The organism is Aquirufa salirivi (genome assembly GCF_045310485.1).
Lineage (GTDB): Bacteria > Bacteroidota > Bacteroidia > Cytophagales > Spirosomataceae > Aquirufa > Aquirufa salirivi.
The window spans coordinates 74811-92570 of sequence record NZ_JBEWZH010000009.1 but is presented as its reverse complement, the minus strand read 5'-3'; the positions used below and the strand labels follow the sequence as shown (position 1 = coordinate 92570).

General features: G+C 37.1%; 15 protein-coding genes and 1 other RNA gene. 5 read left to right on the top strand and 11 right to left on the bottom strand.

The window, feature by feature from the left end:
* The first annotated feature begins 7 nt into the window (after positions 1-7).
* Positions 8-1132, top strand: coding sequence for a glycoside hydrolase family 88/105 protein (locus tag U0R11_RS12150; RefSeq protein ID WP_406751940.1), 1125 nt, complete (start codon positions 8-10; stop codon positions 1130-1132).
* 54 nt (positions 1133-1186) lie between these two features.
* Positions 1187-1738 carry a hypothetical protein gene (locus U0R11_RS12145; protein ID WP_269003255.1) on the top strand — a complete coding sequence of 184 codons (552 nt, stop codon included), beginning with the start codon at positions 1187-1189 and terminating at the stop codon, positions 1736-1738.
* Between the two features lie 58 nt (positions 1739-1796).
* On the opposite strand, the gene U0R11_RS12140 is transcribed toward U0R11_RS12145, so the two are convergent.
* The 4 genes from U0R11_RS12140 to U0R11_RS12125 all read right to left on the bottom strand — a co-directional run bounded on the left by U0R11_RS12140 (position 1797) and on the right by U0R11_RS12125 (position 5776).
* Positions 1797-2750 (bottom strand): 3-keto-disaccharide hydrolase, encoded by a 954-nt coding sequence (locus tag U0R11_RS12140; RefSeq protein WP_406751939.1) that lies wholly within the window; start codon positions 2748-2750, stop codon positions 1797-1799.
* Between the two features lie 246 nt (positions 2751-2996).
* Positions 2997-4532 carry a S10 family peptidase gene (locus U0R11_RS12135; protein ID WP_406751938.1) on the bottom strand — a complete coding sequence of 512 codons (1536 nt, stop codon included), beginning with the start codon at positions 4530-4532 and terminating at the stop codon, positions 2997-2999.
* Positions 4533-4890: 358 nt separating this feature from the next.
* Positions 4891-5262, bottom strand: a transfer-messenger RNA (tmRNA) gene (gene ssrA / locus U0R11_RS12130).
* Between the two features lie 40 nt (positions 5263-5302).
* The gene (locus tag U0R11_RS12125) at positions 5303-5776 is read right to left on the bottom strand and encodes an Lrp/AsnC family transcriptional regulator (RefSeq protein WP_166374234.1); all 474 of its coding nucleotides are present in this window, start codon (positions 5774-5776) and stop codon (positions 5303-5305) included.
* Between the two features lie 214 nt (positions 5777-5990).
* Between U0R11_RS12125 and ald the strand changes: the two genes are divergently transcribed.
* Positions 5991-7076: an alanine dehydrogenase gene (gene ald, locus U0R11_RS12120; protein ID WP_406751937.1), complete on the top strand. Its 1086-nt coding sequence runs from the start codon at positions 5991-5993 to the stop codon at positions 7074-7076.
* Here ald and U0R11_RS12115 read toward each other — a convergent pair whose 3' ends face one another.
* The 3 genes from U0R11_RS12115 to U0R11_RS12105 are packed head-to-tail and all read right to left on the bottom strand — an operon-like array spanning position 7077 to position 11008.
* Positions 7077-8378, bottom strand: coding sequence for a TolC family protein (locus tag U0R11_RS12115; RefSeq protein ID WP_406751936.1), 1302 nt, complete (start codon positions 8376-8378; stop codon positions 7077-7079).
* Positions 8379-8382: 4 nt separating this feature from the next.
* A complete protein-coding gene (locus U0R11_RS12110; RefSeq protein ID WP_406751935.1) occupies positions 8383-9966 on the bottom strand; it encodes a DHA2 family efflux MFS transporter permease subunit in 1584 nt (527 codons plus the stop codon).
* A gap of 4 nt (positions 9967-9970) precedes the next feature.
* Positions 9971-11008: an HlyD family secretion protein gene (locus tag U0R11_RS12105; RefSeq protein WP_406751934.1), complete on the bottom strand. Its 1038-nt coding sequence runs from the start codon at positions 11006-11008 to the stop codon at positions 9971-9973.
* 104 nt (positions 11009-11112) lie between these two features.
* Between U0R11_RS12105 and U0R11_RS12100 the strand changes: the two genes are divergently transcribed.
* Positions 11113-11613, top strand: coding sequence for a MarR family winged helix-turn-helix transcriptional regulator (locus U0R11_RS12100; protein WP_406751933.1), 501 nt, complete (start codon positions 11113-11115; stop codon positions 11611-11613).
* Between the two features lies 1 nt (position 11614).
* Here the strand turns inward: U0R11_RS12100 and U0R11_RS12095 are convergent, their stop codons facing one another.
* Genes U0R11_RS12095 through alaS form a run of 4 tightly spaced genes read right to left on the bottom strand, consistent with a single transcriptional unit; the run spans position 11615 to position 17289 of the window.
* Positions 11615-13048 (bottom strand): ATP-dependent DNA helicase, encoded by a 1434-nt coding sequence (locus tag U0R11_RS12095; RefSeq protein ID WP_406751932.1) that lies wholly within the window; start codon positions 13046-13048, stop codon positions 11615-11617.
* A 19-nt stretch (positions 13049-13067) separates the two neighbouring features.
* Positions 13068-13667: an aminotransferase class IV gene (locus U0R11_RS12090; RefSeq protein WP_406751931.1), complete on the bottom strand. Its 600-nt coding sequence runs from the start codon at positions 13665-13667 to the stop codon at positions 13068-13070.
* Positions 13668-13670: 3 nt separating this feature from the next.
* Positions 13671-14645 carry an aminodeoxychorismate synthase component I gene (locus U0R11_RS12085; protein WP_406751930.1) on the bottom strand — a complete coding sequence of 325 codons (975 nt, stop codon included), beginning with the start codon at positions 14643-14645 and terminating at the stop codon, positions 13671-13673.
* 7 nt (positions 14646-14652) lie between these two features.
* The gene (gene alaS / locus U0R11_RS12080) at positions 14653-17289 is read right to left on the bottom strand and encodes an alanine--tRNA ligase (protein WP_406751929.1); all 2637 of its coding nucleotides are present in this window, start codon (positions 17287-17289) and stop codon (positions 14653-14655) included.
* 125 nt (positions 17290-17414) lie between these two features.
* On the opposite strand from alaS, the gene U0R11_RS12075 reads away from it, so the two are divergent.
* The gene (locus tag U0R11_RS12075; RefSeq protein ID WP_406751928.1) at positions 17415-17744 is read left to right on the top strand and encodes a MerR family transcriptional regulator; all 330 of its coding nucleotides are present in this window, start codon (positions 17415-17417) and stop codon (positions 17742-17744) included.
* Positions 17745-17760: the final 16 nt, after the last annotated feature.

Sequence of the window (17760 nt, the reverse complement as noted above, 5' to 3'; positions counted from 1 at the left end):
TATTCTGATGAGAATTAGATACTCCTTGCCTAGTTTCCTTATTCTACTTTTTGTGGCTTTTTCCATTTGGGCTAAACCTAATAAAAAGCTGATTTTATCTCAAATGCATTTAGCAAACAGCTACTTTAAACAAAAGTGGCCAGAGGTAGGACAGGTGATTGTTAGCCCTGATCGAACGCGTCCATCCAATATTTGGACAAGGGCCGTTTATTATGAAGGACTGATGGAATTGTATAAACTAGATCCCAAAGAATCTGATTTGTCCTATATGACAGATTGGGGTATTTTTCATCAATGGGGTTTACGAGATGGCTTGAAAACTCGAAATGCGGATAACCAAGCTTGTGGACAAGTCTATTTAGATTTATTTGATATACAGGGTGATTCTGCGAGGATAAAACCCATTAAAGCTAATATTGATTACATGTTAGCCAGTGAAAAAGCGGATGATTGGTCTTGGATTGATTGTTTACAAATGAGTATGCCTGTTTTTGCTAGATTAGGAACTCGATTTCATGATAACCGATATTATGAAAAAATGTATGATTTATATGCCTTTACTAAATATAAACACGGCGGAAAAGGTTTATATAACGCACAAGAGCATCTTTGGTGGCGAGATAAGGATTTCATTCCTCCATATAAGGAGCCCAATGGGGAAAACTGTTATTGGTCACGAGGTAATGCCTGGGTTTATGCAGCTCTCATTAGAACATTAGAAGTGATGCCTGCGCATGCACCCCATCGTGCGGAATACATTCAAGATTTTAAAGATATGACGGAAGCCTTGCTCCCTTTACAAAGGAAAGATGGGTTTTGGAATGTGAGTTTAAAAGATGAAAGCAATTTTGGCGGTCCTGAATTAACGGGCACGGGATTATTTGTTTATGGCATGAAATGGGCTTTAAGGAATGGAATATTAAAGGATAAAAAATACCATAAAGCAGCCGATAAGGCTTGGGAAGCGATGAGCCATTGTGTTCATCCCAATGGATTTTTAGGCTTTGTTCAAGGTACAGGTAAAGAACCGAAAGATTCACAACCCGTGACATTTACTACGGTACCTAATTTTGAAGATTTTGGATTAGGTTGTTTCCTTTTGGCAGGCTCAGAAATGTTAAAATCAAATTAATTCTATGTTTTCTATTTTTTTTCATACATTTAACGCACACTAAATGTTAAAACCATGAAAAGAACAATCATAGGAGCTGTAGTAGGTGGCTTAATTATTTTCTTTTGGCAAGCTGCTTCCCATGTGGCATTCAACTTGCATGAGCCTTCCCAAATGTACACTGCTAGTCAGGATAGTGTATTGAACGTACTGACGAAACATCTCAAAAAGGAGGGAGGATATATTTTGCCTCGTATGGAAAATGAGCAAGACATGGCCAAAGCAGATGAGTTTACTAAATCTGTCACTGGAAAGCCATGGGCCAGAATACAATATTATTCCAACTATAATATTTCCATGCAGGAAAATATGATTCGAGGATTAATCGTGGATATATTCTTGGTATTCTTAGTCATTTATCTGATTAGGCAATTAAAAACGCCTACCATGAAGACAATTTTAGGTATGTGTTTGGTGATAGGCGTATTGGTATTTACTAATTCACCTTATACCCAACATATTTGGTACCCTGTGTTTGATTTGAGGGCAGAACTCATTGATTTAATCGTTTCTTGGGGCTTATGTGGCCTGTGGTTAGGATGGTACTTGCCAAGAAGAGTTGAATGAAGAATGTAGAATGAAGAATGTAGAATAGTCAATTAATTCTACATTCTTCATTCTACATTTATTTCGCTGGGGTGATTACCAAATTTCTGTATTCTACTGGGCCATGATCACCTTGAATCATGATTGGACCAGCCTGTCCTTCGTTGCTATCTAAAGCACCACCCGTAATTCCTGGAATTTCTGCTTTATAAATAACTGTTTTGCCATTTAAAGTAACCGTGATATTACGGCCAACTAATTCAATGTCATAAGTTTGCCATTCACCAGCTTCTTTAGCCACATTTTCTAAAGGAGCTATAAATCCATATACGGCACCTAACTGATCTTTGGCTGGTTCTAAGCCCTTGCTGTCGGCCACTTGGATTTCGTAACGACCGCGTAAATATAAACCACTGTTGCTTTCTTTAGGTACACGAAATTCTGCGTGTAATTTGAAATCTTGGAAAGTTTGAACGGTACGTATATTTGCCCCAGTTCTAGGACTTTTCATGATTCCATTCTCAGCTACCCATTGGTTATCGGGCCCTAAAGTCTGCCAGCCATCCATGTTTTTACCATTGAAAAGACTGATAGGAGTACCCCAAACAGGTGCTTTTTCTCTCCATAATTTAGGTGCTCTAACCCCTAGAATTCGGAATTTCTCTCCTAATGGGGTCGTTAATGTGCCCATTAATTTATCATCTTTTAACTCGGCTTCTAGCATTAAATCTTTTTCGGAATTTTCCCATTGGGGAGGAATGCTAAATGAAATGATATTGTTTGCAAAATTTACTTTGGAAATAGGTCGAGAACTACCGCCATCGCCTACAAAATGACCAGTCAATGTTTTTAAACCAGAGTGCGTCACTTCTAGCCAGGCCGGAGTGGTCACATTTCTTTTTGTAATGGTGATGTCCCACCTTCCTTCTATCACAGAATGCCCAGCTGGAACTTGAGCCAAGGTACTAAAGGATAAAGAGACAATGGAGAGCAAGAATGAGGTCTTAATGAATGAAATGAATCTTTGTTTCATAGTAAAATTGAGTATTGTTTGAACAATGAATTTACGATTTTTTCATTGTTATCATTCTGAAATCAATAAAAAAAGCTCCCACATCGGTTCTGTCCTGATTGAAAGAAGGGGAATATTAGAAATAGTAAAATGATGGAATGAAATCAGTTGAATTTAACATGATTAAATAGGAATACAGGTCCCATATTTGGCACTCAGCATGCATTCAATTGTTAAGTTCTAGGTTAAGCTGGATTATTTGTTCATTTAAAATTTTGCGGGTGTACCATGTTTGGGAATACTCTTTTTAATAAAAGTTCTTAGATGATCATTGCTGGTTTTTAAATCTTCTTTTCGTAAATACATCATGTGTCCACTCCTGTATCCTTCCCAAAACATTCGATCTTGAATTTTTCCAGCGGGATCCATTTGCCACATATTGTATTTCGCGTTGAAATAATCACATGCACCGTCATAATAACCTGATTGTACCAACACATGCAAGTAAGGATTTTGCATCATCGCTTGACGTAAATCGTCACCTGTATGGTTATTGGTTCTATCCCAAGGGAATGTTGGTCCAAAAATATAATAGGGTAAATCTGTTTTGTAACCTAATTCATCTCGTAAATACATGTTTATTGCGGGAGTAAATGAGTGCTCCCAACTGGTTAGCTCCGAATTATAATCTGGTTTGTCCCCAGCATCTTTTTTATCTATACCAATATATCTTGAATCTAATCGTCCAACCGTTTTACCTTGATTTCGTAATAATTCTTTCCAGAAAAAGTCTAATGGAATTTCTAAATTCTGATTCATGACTGCTGTCTCACTTAGCCCAGTATAACGTGCTAATTTTTTTACCATCAATGCGCGTTTCTCTTTACTTAACGCACCACCTTGGGCAATAGCAGGTAATAATTCATTCAGAGTAAATTCCTCTACCTCTGGTAAGTATGTTGTTAAATCTTTTGATTGTAAGTCTACAGGTAATTTTTTATGGTACCAAGCAGTTGCTGCCATATAAGGCACACGCAAGGCCGCACTCATATTTCCACCACGTTCAATGCCCAAATCCGTAGGAGAAACCAAGATGACACCATTTAAATACATCCAATGTTTATTTTGTAATTCTAAAGACAAGCCTGCCACCCTAGCTGTACCATAACTTTCACCAATCAAGAACTTAGGCGAAGCCCATCTTTTTTGACGAGCCACAAATGCATTGATCCATTCAGCTAAATATTTTATATCTGCATTGACTCCGAAGAATTTTGAAGTTGGGACTGATTTATCTAGAATACGTGAAAATCCGGTATTCACAGGATCGATGTACACAATATCTGCTACATCTAAGATAGATTGTGGGTTTTCATCAAATCCATAAGGTTGTATTGGATATCCCTCATCGTCAATTTTCAATTTCCGTGGGCCAGTATAACCTAAATGCATCCAAACACTGGCAGTTCCTGGACCTCCGTTAAAAGAAATGACTAAGGGACGTTCTGTTTTATTGCTAACATCTGTACGCTCATAATACACATAAAATAATCCAGCAATAGCTTTTCCCTGATCATCCCAAACAGGCATAGTTCCTGTTATCACTTTATAACTTACTTTTTGTCCTTTGATATTGATTTCTCCTTTATTTTCAGTTTTAGCCTCTAAAGACAGCTCTCTTTTAAAATTAGAATGCATATCTACCTTAAGAGCGGCCTTGGCAACTGTGTCTTCCAAGGGTTTTTGTGCTTGAGTGAATAAGCTAATAAACAGTAGCAAATATGTAAAGAGAAGTTTTTGCATGTTGGTATTATTTTATTTGTATAAAATTTACGGTTCCTAAATATACAGGTAATTGAAAATCATCCTTAGCCACATGATTATTTTTTTATCCATGCATGAAGTCTTTTTATGGGAATATGTCTGCCAAGGTTATAAAGGATGAATTTGTAATGATGTTATCCCCATTGATATGTTAAAAAATTAAAATTTGACTGATTTATTAGAATAAAAAAATCAAAAGAACTTCAGAAACAATCTCTTGCTTATATTTTTAAATATTTCAGAAGGAAAGGATTTATGGAGAAATTGGGGTTTTAAAAGCAAAAATAGGCCCGAATATTGACCGGGTCTATTTTGATTTTTATGCCTTGATGGCAAATGGTGGAGTCGGAGGGATTCGAACCCTCGTCCAAACCTAGCGAACAATAGCTTTCTACACGTTTAGAGGTGATTCATTTTCGTTCAAAAGCGGGTTCACATCAGACCCAAACTTTCAACTTATCCTCTGGATACTAACAAGCCCGTAGAGAAATTCGAACTTATCGACTCTGCGTGTCGACGCTCAGATGCCCTCCTCGGCAGAGTTTAGAGAAGGCTGAACGATGGCAAATTGATTAATCTCTAAGATTAAGCAGCCATGGCATACTGTGTATTGCCAGTTATAATTCGAAGGTTTTTTTAACAGGAAATGCCTACAACTCCCGACGTGCTTACCACCGACCGACATAAGCTGTCAAAACCGGTCGACCCCATTATTGGAATACAAAGGTACAACATTATACAAGCCATTGTCAAGCAATGGGTAATTCTGTACTTTGTTTTATTTCATCCATCACAAATAAACTGTTGATGTGGGCCACTGTAGGTAGTACAGCCAACTTCTCTTGATAGAATCGGTTGTAACTTTCTACATCTGCACTGACAACCATTAAGTAATAATCAAAGTTCCCTGAGACCAAATGGCAAGATAGAACTTCAGGAAAAGCTTGGACGGCCTGCTCAAATTCTTTGAAATTTTTTCGATTTTGTTTTTCAAGGGTTACCTGACAATGCACCAATAGCCCTAAGTCTAACATTTTTCGATTCAATAGTCCTACATAGGACATGATATATCCATCTTTTTCCATTTTTCTAATTCGATCATGAGTCGGAGATAGGGATAGATTGACTTGGGAAGCTATTTCTTTGAGTTTTTTTTGCCCATTTCCTTGGATAATTTTTAGAATCTTTAAATCAAGTGCGTCTAAATTAAGTTTGGAAGCCATATTTTTTTCGGATTTGTATTAACAGAAAGTTAATTTATAGAATATTTTTCTACAAAATCCATTTTTACAGAAATAATTCCTTTTTTATTAGTGATATGCATAAATATTTTTTGTCTTTTTTATATTTGCAGTGTATTATACTTCATCAAAGGTAACGGCCAGCGAAATTTTTCGTTGGCTGTTCTTTTTTTCAACAAGCTAAACATCTACTATCATGATTATTGGCGTCCCTAAGGAAATTAAAAAACAAGAGTTCCGAGTAGGTTTAACACCTGCAGGAGTTCAATCTTTGGTGGCTCAAGGTCACCAAGTGTATGTACAAAGTCAAGCAGGTGTAGGTTCTGGTTTTTCGGACGAGTTTTATACGCAAACTGGAGCTATCATTCTTCCTGATGCAGCTTCAGTTTATTCAAGGTCTCAGATGATTGTAAAGGTGAAAGAACCCTTGGTACAAGAATTTCCTCTGATTCAAGCAGGTCAAATTTTATTTACTTATTTTCATTTTGCAGCTTCAAAGGAACTGACCCAGGCGATGATAGCTAGTAAAGCAATTTGCATAGCTTATGAAACAGTAGAATTGCCTGATCGGAGTCTTCCTTTATTAACTCCGATGTCGGAAGTAGCCGGTAGAATGTCCATCCAAGTGGGTGCTTATTTTTTGGCTAAGGCACAAGGCGGAAAAGGAAAGATGTTAGGTGGTGTACCCGGTGTCAAACCCGCTAATGTGGTCATATTAGGTGGAGGAGTAGTAGGAACGCAGGCTGCCAAAATGGCCGCTGGTCTTGGAGCTAATGTAACCATTTTTGATACAAATCTAGCTAGATTACGTTATTTGGAAGATATATTGCCTGCCAATGTGTCTACTCAATATTCTACTTCCTTGTCCATTCAGGAATGTTTGCCTCAGGCCGATTTAATTGTAGGTGCCGTGCTTTTACATGGAGCCAAGGCTCCACATCTAATTAAAAGAGAAGATTTAAAACGAATGAGCCCAGGAACAGTGTTGGTCGATGTTGCCGTAGATCAGGGGGGATGTATTGAAACGTGTAGGCCAACTACCCATGAAAATCCTGTTTTTGAAATCGATGGAATCCTGCACTATTGTGTAGCCAATATGCCTGGAGCTGTGCCACAAACATCTACTTTGGCCTTGACCCAAGCGACATTACCTTATGTACAACAAATTGCCAAAGAAGGTTGGAATTTGGCTTGTACCAATAACCAAGCACTAGCCAATGGATTGACGATTTATGAAGGTAAATTGCAAAATCCTGCTTTGGCGATCTTGTTTGATTTATAATTACCAAATTTTTATTCCCTGTATTCTATATAATTCCAATTGTTGTAGGTTCACTTGATAATCAAACTGAGCTTGCATCAATTGGGATTCTTCTAAGATGGATTCTGCCTGATCTAATTCAATTCGGCGAATCAATCCCTGTTTAAATCGTGTATTTGCTAATTCTAACGCATATTGTGCTTGTGCAACGACCTCTTTCTGCGTTGCAGCTTTCTTTACATAGTTTTGATGATTCAATTGTGCTTGTCTCCAATCTGTTCCTAATTTTTCTTGAGCATCTTCCAATTGAAAAGCAACACGCTCTTTTTGAATGGTGGCTAATTCGGTTTGATAGCTAGCTCTTTTTCCTGCATATATAGGTATACTGAGCTTTAGACCTAAAACACTATTCACTTTAAAATCATCTCCAAAGGAGGGCGTTTCTCCATTAATTCTAGGAACATAACCGTTTTTTAATCCTAATGTAGCCAATCCTGCCAAAGTAGGGGTATTTTCAGACTTGGCTAATTCAATACTCTTATTAATGATTTCTTCTTGTGCTTTTATCTGAGAAATCTCAGGATTAGTAAATGATTCAATCGGTTTGGCCGTTTGAGCTTGCCAGATTTGTGGATTTTCTACTAAATAAACCTCGGCATTTGCCCCCAATAAAGTGCTTAAATAGTCCAACATACGTGCTACTTGATTTTCCGATTCCAAGATTTTACTCTCTTGATTCGCCATTTTAACTTGTTGGCTGATTTTATCATACTCGATAGCCTCACCTAGAGCTATTTGTTGTTGAATTACTTGGAAATTGTTTTCTAAACGTTTCAATTGTGATTTTTGAACTTGAATCGCTTTTTTATTGAAGATAATTTGTTGGTAAAGATTGGCGATTTGAAAACCCATTTGGAATTCCTGTTGCTCAACCTGAGCTTGACTTAATTGAGTTTCTAATCGTGTTTTCTCTATCGCCATCGCATTTCTTCCCCAATCATACAATACATGATTAGCCACAAATTGAGAATTATAATTCATGTTGGGTTGAAATTGTAAAGTTGAATTGCCTCCACCAAAGTTAAAACTAGCTTTTGCCACGGGATCGATTCGAGTTATCCCAATTTCGGCGCCAATGATTGGTTTAGCGTATGATTCTTGAATTTGTGTTTTTACTTGACCCATTTTAATCAGGTTTCTTTGTCCTTTTAATGCAGGCGAATGCTGTAAAATTCCTTGGATTAATTCGGGAAGACCTTTGGTTTGGGCTAGCATGGTGCTGCTCAACAAGGAATAGGATAGGAGTAGGATGTGTTTTTTCATATAATTAATGAGCCTCTTCACTCGCTTTCATGATTTTTTCAATTTCTGCTTTGGTTTTCCTTGGGGTACGTAATAACCACAAGAAGGGTAGTATACACAAGAATAAAATGGAGACCAATCGGAATGTATCTAAGTAGGCCAAATAATATGCTTGTTTATTGACCATGGCATCCAATTGGCGATAAGCAGCTTCCCCACTTCGGACGAAATCTCCCGTTTTTTGCATCATGTTCTGTGTTAAGCCTTGAATTCTCTGTTGGAACAAAGGATTTTCCACTTGAATATTCGCTAATAAGTCGGTTCGATGTTGGGCAGCTCGATGAGTGGCGTAATTATTGGCCACCGCAATACCAAAAGCCCCTCCTAATTGTCGAATCATATTACTCAAGGCTATTCCTGCCGGATATTCAGCTGGTTGTAGTCCCGCAACAGCTTGATTAATTAAGGGCATTTGTAACATAGCTACCCCCATCATACGCAAGAGGTGCATCGGAAAGAAATCCCAGCGACCCATTTCTGGAGTGGCTGAACCACCAATGAATCCGAAAATGATGAAAATGCAAATACCTACTCCCATCACGGGAATGGGTTTGCCTCCTAGAGATAGATATTTAGCAATCATAGGAAAGAATAGTACTCCCAATAATGTTGGAAACATCAATGATAATCCCGTTTCCGTAGAGCTTAATCCGTTAATCCGCTGCACCATGATGGGATAAATGAATACCGAGGTAAATAATCCAAATCCACTGACTAGGTTAAAGATGGTACTCATGGCAAATACCTTATTCTTGAAAATCTTCAAGTTGATTACAGGATGTTCCGTGGTTAACTCTCGCCAAATAAAACCAATGAGGCCAATGGCACACAATCCTGCCATGGTATTGATGGTTCTTGATTCAAACCAGCTTTCCGATTCTCCTTTTTCTAAGATATATTGTAAGTTTCCAATCCCTACAGCTAGCAATGCGATTCCGATGTAATCGATTTTCATACTTTTTCGATGCTGACCTTCACCTTCTTTACGATCAATGAATACAATTGTCAGAATGGATGCCAAAATACACACAGGGATATTGACATAGAAAATATCATTCCATTCATAATTATCCACTAAATACCCACCTAAAACAGGTCCTAAAGATGGCCCCAAGATGATTCCCATACCAAAAAAACCAGAGGCGGTTGGTCGGTCTTTAACTTCAAATGCGTCAAATAAAATGGCTTGAGAAGTAGAAAGCAAAGCTCCTCCACCAATTCCTTGAATAAATCGCCAAAAGACTAATTCCCAAAGACTATCACTCATCCCACAGAAGTAAGAGGCTATTCCAAAGAGAATCATGGAGCCTAAGTAATAGTTTTTTCTACCAAAATATTCGCCTAAAAATCCCGTCATGGGGATAATGATAACGTTTGCAATCGCATAACTCGTTATCACCCAGGCAATATCTTCAATAGTAGCTCCTAAATTCCCGGCTATTTGGTTGAGTGCCACGTTTACAATAGTGGTATCCAACAACTCCATGACAGCTGCGGTAATCGTCGTGAGTACGATGATGATCTTTGCGAATCCCTGAGGTCTTTGCATTGTATTAGTTTATGGGAACTGATACATCCAATGATAATCCTGCACGTAAAATATCTTTGTATTTATCGGCATTCAATATTTCAATTTTCACTGGGATACGTTGAGTAACTTTAACAAAGTTTCCTGAGGCATTATCAGGAGGAAGTAGGGTGGTTTTTGCCCCGGTAGATTCTGAAATTGATAAAATACGGCCTTTTAAGGTGATTTCTGGATACGCATCAATTTTTATTTCTGTGGACATTCCTACCTTTAAAGATTCTACTTGGGTTTCTTTGTAGTTTGCCACAACCCAGTACCGACTATCATCCATGATGGTCATCAATGGCTGGGAGACTTGAATGAATTGACCTGGTTCTACGGATTTTTTACCTATTTTTCCATCAGCAGGTGCATATGCTTTATTGTAGCTTAGTTTCAGTTTCTGTTGCTGAACCTTTACTTTTTTCAACTTTAAAGCTATTTCAGCTTTATGTAAGGTAGCTTGTAAGATGCCAATTCTCGATTGTGTACTACTTAATTCCGCTTTTGCTCCTTGGTATTTAACTGCACCTTGTTCAGCCAAATCTTGACTATCAATCAATTGTTGACGTGTTATGGCTTTGGCAGATTCTAAAGCTGCATTTCTAGTGAGATCTCGTGTATACTTATTATTCGCCAATTCCGCTGATTTGACAAGACTTTGTTGGGCTTCAATACTTTTATTTAGATTCGTTAAATTAGCTCTTGCACTTTCTATATCAGCTTGCGCTTGTTCTACCTCTACTTGCATTTCATCTAATGCCAATGCTGCTTCATCTGAATCAATTTCTAAGATCAATTGACCTTTTTTTACTTGGTCATAATCATTGACATATACTTTTTTTACAAATCCCGCCATTCTAGGTAAGACTGGAATAAAATAGGCTTCAATTTGAGCATTATCAGTGTCTTCATGAGAAGTGGCATATTGGTATTTTTTATAACCGAAATATCCTCCAATGAGTAAAACTACAGCTAAAATGATTTTTGGGAGATAAGATTTTGGTTTTTGAGAAGTAGACATAGTATCATTATTTTGTTGCAAAGTAAAGAAGCATAAACAATAAAGTCAAGTTAGTTGACTAGTTATTTATTTTTAGTATTTTTGTATGATTGAAAAATCTTATTATGTACCAGAATACACCAACAGATTATTCCAAACACATGTTTTTATCCAGGCTTTTGGTAAAGTCTTATCGCATTGTACAATCAATGAACGGCACATTTTTAAGAAGTTTAGGCTATGAAAACTTCAAAATTGGGCATATCATTGTTTTAATGAATCTTGATGAACAGGGAGTAACGATGACTGATTTGGCCAAAAAAGCGAAAGTAAGTAAGCAAGCTATGAGTAAGTTGGTGAATGAATTAATCCAAGAAGGATACATCATTTCTACGAATAATCCTCAAGACTTACGTTCTTCTCTCTTATTTTGTACGGAGAAAGGTAATCATTTTTTGGAAGATTTAATGAAATCGAGGGCGCATATTGAACAAAAATTTGCTGAAATAGTTGGCCAAGAGCGATTGGTGGAGCTAAATCAATTATTATCTGAAATCGTTTCTCACTACGATGATATTGAGAGTTTAGATACGATTAATGATAAGATAGTGGGAACTAAACTCTAGCTTATGGAAAGAATCTCTCATGAAAATTGACCAAAAATAGTTCATGAGTGGCTCGAGTAATTGCTGTGTATAACCATCGGATGTATTCCGCGTCAATTTGTTCTTCTTTTAGATAACCTTGATCCACAAAAACAGCTTTCCATTGTCCTCCTTGAGATTTATGGCAGGTTAATGCATAAGCAAATTTTACTTGAAGCGCATTTAAAAAAGGATCTTTTCGAATGGCTTCCATTCTTTCTTTTTTCTTGGTTATATGGGCATAATCTTCGCAAACAGAATCATACAATTTTTTATTGGCATCTTTCCCCAAAGCCGATTCAGCTGAATGAAGTGTATCTAATAAAATTTTGGCTTCCACCTCAGGATGATCTTCATAATCACACAAACGAAGACTGACGTTCAGAAATCGAAAACCATGCATGTCTTCCTGCTTTTTGATTTTCATCACTTCCACAAAATCCCCATTGGCTAAGAATCCAGCTGGAGAATCTTCATCTAGCCAATGGTAATTATTTCGAACAATCATCAATAAATCACCACTGCTAATTTCATCTTCTTGATATAAAATGCATCTCCGAACAAATTCATTGTATTGAACGGCACTTTTATTCGATCTTGTGAGCAAAATGGTTTCTTCTTTTCCGAATTTCCTATACGCATACTGCATACCATCTTCTACTTTTTCACCTGTCATTTTGAAAAAGTCTTTAAATGATTTGGTATTAAATTGGATAAGATGAGAAGATTGATTCAATAATTCTCTAAGATTAGTGGCATTGTATAAAATTCCAGAATGTATGTCTTGCCGCATCACATCTGTTAATTCATGGTCCAATACCTCCATATGGAATTCACTGCTGATATAATCTTTAGAAAGGGCAGGAGAAAGGCTTTTTCCTACTGGTGGTAATTGTGCTGTATCTCCTACAAATATCAATTTATTACCGGTATGGCCATTTTCTGGATTTGTAAATACATATTCAATTAAATCCGTTAATAAACTATTGGTACCAAAATCAGATTCATCGGTTATCATGGAAGCTTCATCCACAATGAAAACGGTGTTGGTAGCATAGTTATTCATTCGTTGAAATACGAGTGCCCCTGAATTAGGATTGCTGACTTGTCGGTAAATTTTCTTGTGGATCGTAAAGGCCTTTTTCTTGGCATAATTGGCCATGACCTTTGCTGCCCGACCGGTTGGAGCTAGTAATTGAGTTTTATAACCGAAACTTGATAAAATTTTTATGAGGGTGGAAATAACCGTCGTTTTCCCAGTTCCAGCATATCCTTTGATGATGAAAGTGAGGGCTCCCCATTCATCTTTATTCACAATAAAATCATTCAATTTCTGAAATAGAGCCGTTTGAGAAGGAGTGGGCTCAAAGGGAAACTTTTGATGCAACAGAAAGGAGGGACTTTTGGAAGGATTCATGTCTTAAAGAAGACACAATTTACACAATTGCATTGGGAAGCAAAAGAGCATTTTTATCTGAAAGCGGCCTAAATACATTGATGAGACAGATGTGGCTGTATTCTGTTAACTCCGATATCCAAATGTCTTTTTCTTCTAAAACTTGTTCATCAATCAATCTTCTTCGGGTAGTACCCCAATGTAAAGGGTCTTTTGGCGTATACCATGTATCTCCTTTTTTAAATGCCAAATTTGCTATACTTGAATCTTGTAATTTTCCATGTTTGGAAAATATGATATCATCAGCTTCTGGATGTTCAGCTACTTTTTTGAGGATATGAGATCTATCAGCATATTTAAAAAAATATTCAAAATCATCGGTATTGACGATAGCTAAATGCTTGATATTTTTCGATTTATAGGGAATAAACTCATGAAATTCCCATTCCGTTCGATAAACTAGTCGTGCTCGAAAGCTACCTTGTTGGGGTAATTCTAAACCTGCAAAATAATCATGTATGTTTAAAACAGGAGTATCGGGAAAGTAATAATGAAAGACATCATTAATTCTTTTTTGATGATAATTTAGATGAAGTGTTTCGCCATTCAATACATGAACAGTCTCTAAAAATGTGGGCATTTTTTAAATAGCTAGATAAACTTTTTGGATTAATTCCAAATACTCCTTTTCTGGATCTGAAAAGACGGTAATTCCTCCACCACTTTTAAAAACTAGCTTTTGGTTAATTTGTTCTATAAATCTAATTAAAACTCCTGAATATAAGGATGTTCCATCAAATTTACCCATTATTCCAGTATAAAATCCACGATCATATCCTTCCGCTTTTTCAATCATTTCCATAGTAGCATGCTTGGGAGCGCCTGTAATGGAACCAGCTGGCAACAGGGCTTTTAAAATACTTCCAAATTTATGCTTAAAATGTGGCATTAATTCTCCCGAAATCAGGGAAGACATTTGCCATAAATCTTGACTATGCGTCTTTACTTGTTCGATGTACTGGTATTTTTCAACTTGTATTGGAAATGCCACCCGACTGATGTCATTGCGTATCAAATCAACAATAGTAGCATGTTCAGCCTGCTCTTTTGCATCAATTAGTAAATCTTCAGGATGGTTTTTTTCATTGGCCGCCAATGTCCCTTTCATGGGAAAAGCTTGAATTTTATTATTTTCAATATGTATGAATGGTTCTGGCGAGAATACAACCAATTGGTCTTGAATGAGTAATTTATATTTAGCCTTGGTGTGTCGATAAATATCCTCTAAACTTAGATTGGTTTGAATTGGGGTTGGAAAAGTTAAATTAACCAAGAAGGAATCACCCCGTTTTAATCCAGCTTGAACTTGGTAAAATTTACTTAGGTATTCTGGATAGCTTATCGGGAATTTTTCAAAATGGATATGGCCTGGGAAATAAGGGATTTGGTTATTGTTAAATTCCAATGAAATACCCCAAGTTTTTGCTTCTTCTTCGCTGCCCCACCAAACTTTTTCTCCTTTGTAATCACAAATAAACACAAATGGACGTCCCTCCAAACCCCATTGATCCATACCTTCAACAGCTTGATCTAAGGAGATAAAAGGGATGTCCTTCATGGCAATTTTAAATGAATTGTTGAGCCAATTTTATTACTTGTGGTATTCCTTTGGGGTTTTGACCACCTGCTGTAGCCAAAAAGGCTTGTCCTCCACCGCCACCTTGAACCTCTTTTGCTAAATCACGAATGATTTTACCAGCATCCAATGATTTACTTGCGACTAATTCTTTGGAAATAGCTAGGGCTAAACTGGCTTTCCCATCTATTTCCGATAACAATAGACAGAATAAATTTTGATGTTCATTGCTCAAATCAAAAGCCAAATTTTTCAAGGCATCTGCCTGAGGAACCTCCACTTGTTGAATCAAGTAGAGCAATTCACCTCTACCTAAAATTTGTTGAGTCAACTCCGCTTTCAATAACTTTATCTCATTTGCTTGGTATTGAGCAATGGTTTTTTGCAAGCTAGAATTTTGTTCGATCAAACTAGCCACTGCTTTGATAATATCTTTTGGGGCTTTTAAAAGCTCATTAATTTGATCTAATTGATTCGCTTGTTGATTTAATAAATCAAAGGCTTTTTGAGAAGTTACAGCTTCAATTCTTCTAACTCCTGTAGCGACTGAACTCTCTGATAATATTTTGAATAAGGCAATTTCACCGGTGGATTTCACATGGGTTCCTCCACAAAGTTCAACGGAAAAAGTAGGGTCAAATGTAATCACACGAACAAAATCACCGTATTTTTCACCAAATAATGCCATAGCACCTTTTTCTTTTGCTTGTGATATCGGTACATTTCTTTCTTCCATTAATGGAATATTAGCAGCAATTTTGGCATTCACCATATCTTCAATTTGCTTCAATTCTTCATCCGTTACTTTTTGAAAATGAGAGAAATCAAAACGCAACAATTGCTCATTGACTAAGCTACCTTTTTGTGCTACATGCTTACCAAGAATTTGTTGTAATGCAGCCTGCATTAAGTGCGTGGAACTATGATGATTCGTTATGGCTTTTCTACGGCTTTCATCGATTTGTGCCACAACTTCCTCCTCTTGAGCTAGCTCCTCAATACTCGCATCTGTGGTCCAATGAACAATTAAATCATTTTCCTTTTTAGTATCTGAGATGGCAATTCGTTTTCCTGATTTTTTGAAAAACAAAAATCCAGAATCGCCAACTTGTCCTCCCGACTCAGCGTAGAATGGAGTACTTTCTAACACGATTTTATATTGGATTCCAGATTTATTTTGGACTTTTTGGTATTTCACCACTCGGCTTGTCCAAGTAGCATGGTCATATCCAACAAAAGAAACATCATCATTATCAAACAAGTTTACCCAATCTTCGGCACTTGCTCCAGCGTCTTTTCTGGAACGATTCTTCTGCGCATTCAGTGCTTGTTGGAATCCTGGTTCATCAATATCCATGCCTTTCTCTCGGGCAATTAAGGCAGTTAAATCTACAGGAAATCCATATGTATCATTTAGTTCGAAGACATCTTCACCCGTTAAAATTTGGGTTCCATTGGCTTGAGTTTCTTCCATTAACTTATCCAAGCGTACTAACCCAGTGGAAAGCGTTCTTAGGAATGATACTTCTTCCTCATATATTACTTTAGCAACAAAGGCTTCTTGCGAAATAAGCTCGTCAAATACACCGCTAAACTGTTGAGCCAATAGCGGAATTAATTCATACATAAAAGGCTCTTTGAAGCCTAAATAGGTGTATCCATAACGTACGGCACGACGTAAAATACGACGAATGACATAGCCAGCTTTGGCATTGGATGGTAATTGTCCATCGGAAATAGAAAAGGCAATGGCCCGAATATGGTCAGCAATAACTCGCATGGCGATGTCCGTCCATTGATCATGTCCATAGGCTATTCCACTTTTCTTAGCTAAATGTTGGATGCTACCTTGGAATACATCGGTATCATAATTGGATTGTTTTCCTTGAATCGCCATGCATAGACGTTCAAAGCCCATTCCAGTGTCTACGTGTTTAGATGGGAGAGAAACCAAAGAACCATCTGCCATACGCTCAAACTGCATGAATACATTGTTCCATATTTCAACTACTTGAGGATGATCCGCATTCACCAATGATTTACCCGGAATTCGATCTACTTCATCTTGATTTCTAAGGTCTATATGTATTTCGGAACAAGGACCGCATGGACCCGTTTCTCCCATTTCCCAGAAATTATCTTTTTTATTACCTAGGATAATTCGTTCTTCTCCAACGATGGCTTTCCAAATATCAAAAGCCTCTTGATCAAAAGGAACCCCATCTTTGGCATCTCCTTCAAAGACGGAAACATATATACGTTCTTTCGGTAGTTTAAAAACTTCTGTTAATAATTCCCAAGACCATGCCAAAGCTTCTTTTTTAAAATAATCTCCAAAAGACCAGTTGCCCAACATCTCAAACATAGTATGGTGGTAGGTATCAAAACCGACATCCTCAAGGTCATTATGCTTTCCAGAAACACGCAAACATTTTTGTGTATCAGCAATTCTTTTCGATGGGGGAGTACCATTTCCCAAGAAAAAATCCTTGAATTGGGCCATACCTGAATTATTAAATAATAAGGTAGGGTCATTTTTGGCTACTAATGGGGCTGATGGTACAATTAAATGTCCTTTCGATTGAAAAAAAGCTAAAAAATGCTGGCGGATCTCCGTTGAAGTCATTGGTTTAATATCGAAATTATGGGTAATTTTATTTTTCCTGATTTTTCTAATCAAAGGAAGTGCAAAATTACATGATTTTATTCAAATTCTTGATTTTGCTATAGAACAAGGTGTTAATTTATTCGATGGAACAGTTTAGTAAGCAGTATTATACAATTTCAGAGGTGGCCGAGATTTTCAAGGTGAAAACTTCTAAATTGAGGTATTGGGAAACGCAATTTCCTCACTTATTGCCGAAACGACGATCCAGTGGTATTAGGAAATACACACCAGAGGATATTGAAAAGATCAAAGTGCTCATACAGTTGATCGAAGAAAAAGGCTTAACCATCGAAGGTGCCAAACAAGCTATCAACCATCGAGGAGAAGCAAAAAATATCAATACGCCTTTAATTAATCAGTTAACTGAAATTCGACAGTTTTTACAAGGGCTACGCGAGGATTTGGGTGAATGATTTTTTTCTTTCGGGA

Bases quoted from the DNA above. Each gene is read 5' to 3' on its own strand.
- U0R11_RS12100 (WP_406751933.1), top strand. From the start codon at position 11,113: ATGTACCAGAATACACCAACAGATTATTCCAAACACATGTTTTTATCC.
- U0R11_RS12090 (WP_406751931.1), bottom strand. From the start codon at position 13,667: ATGCCCACATTTTTAGAGACTGTTCATGTATTGAATGGCGAAACACTT.
- U0R11_RS12105 (WP_406751934.1), bottom strand. From the start codon at position 11,008: ATGTCTACTTCTCAAAAACCAAAATCTTATCTCCCAAAAATCATTTTA.
- U0R11_RS12150 (WP_406751940.1), top strand. From the start codon at position 8: ATGAGAATTAGATACTCCTTGCCTAGTTTCCTTATTCTACTTTTTGTG.
- U0R11_RS12145 (WP_269003255.1), top strand. From the start codon at position 1,187: ATGAAAAGAACAATCATAGGAGCTGTAGTAGGTGGCTTAATTATTTTC.
- U0R11_RS12140 (WP_406751939.1), bottom strand. From the start codon at position 2,750: ATGAAACAAAGATTCATTTCATTCATTAAGACCTCATTCTTGCTCTCC.
- ald (WP_406751937.1), top strand. From the start codon at position 5,991: ATGATTATTGGCGTCCCTAAGGAAATTAAAAAACAAGAGTTCCGAGTA.
- U0R11_RS12085 (WP_406751930.1), bottom strand. From the start codon at position 14,645: ATGAAGGACATCCCTTTTATCTCCTTAGATCAAGCTGTTGAAGGTATG.
- U0R11_RS12110 (WP_406751935.1), bottom strand. From the start codon at position 9,966: ATGCAAAGACCTCAGGGATTCGCAAAGATCATCATCGTACTCACGACG.
- U0R11_RS12125 (WP_166374234.1), bottom strand. From the start codon at position 5,776: ATGGCTTCCAAACTTAATTTAGACGCACTTGATTTAAAGATTCTAAAA.
- U0R11_RS12135 (WP_406751938.1), bottom strand. From the start codon at position 4,532: ATGCAAAAACTTCTCTTTACATATTTGCTACTGTTTATTAGCTTATTC.
- U0R11_RS12075 (WP_406751928.1), top strand. From the start codon at position 17,415: ATGGAACAGTTTAGTAAGCAGTATTATACAATTTCAGAGGTGGCCGAG.
- U0R11_RS12115 (WP_406751936.1), bottom strand. From the start codon at position 8,378: ATGAAAAAACACATCCTACTCCTATCCTATTCCTTGTTGAGCAGCACC.
- alaS (WP_406751929.1), bottom strand. From the start codon at position 17,289: ATGACTTCAACGGAGATCCGCCAGCATTTTTTAGCTTTTTTTCAATCG.
- U0R11_RS12095 (WP_406751932.1), bottom strand. From the start codon at position 13,048: ATGAATCCTTCCAAAAGTCCCTCCTTTCTGTTGCATCAAAAGTTTCCC.